This is a genomic window from Companilactobacillus formosensis, from assembly GCF_005405305.1.
GTDB classification, from domain to species: domain Bacteria; phylum Bacillota; class Bacilli; order Lactobacillales; family Lactobacillaceae; genus Companilactobacillus; species Companilactobacillus formosensis.
Genome location: NZ_BJDU01000023.1, coordinates 1 through 409 on the forward strand (window position 1 = coordinate 1; position 409 = coordinate 409).

A 409-nucleotide genomic window follows, 5' to 3' on the forward strand; every position below is an offset into this window, starting at 1 on the left:
GTGAACTACATCGGCACTAAAGTACCGAGCTTCTAGGAACATTCCATACTTGCCAACTAGTATTCCAACCAGTCGGTAGAGGCTAGAACTATCTTACTAAGGCTTGTTCCAAGCCATTGTTCAAAATGTTTTTACTTGCATTAATATCACGATCATGATGAATACCACAACTAGGACAAGCCCATTTTCTTATATCTAACCCATGTTTACCATCATCGTACCCACAGTTAGAACAGATTTGACTAGTTTTGAATGGATTAACAATTAGAAGCTTCTTTCCATACCATTCACATTTGTATTCAAGCATTAATCTTAATGCTCTCCATGATTGATTAGCGATGGCACGTGATAGTTTATGATTACCAAGAAGATTTTTGGTTTTCAAATCTTCAATAACAATCAAATCATT

At 35.7% G+C, this 409-nt stretch carries 1 protein-coding gene; it reads right to left on the reverse strand.

Translation table 11 applies throughout. From position 1 onward, the window contains the following. Positions 1–88: 88 nt before the first annotated feature. Positions 89–409, reverse strand: a 321-nt coding sequence (locus FFM65_RS12025; protein WP_137610129.1) for an RNA-guided endonuclease InsQ/TnpB family protein, incomplete at its 5' end; no start/stop codon positions are given.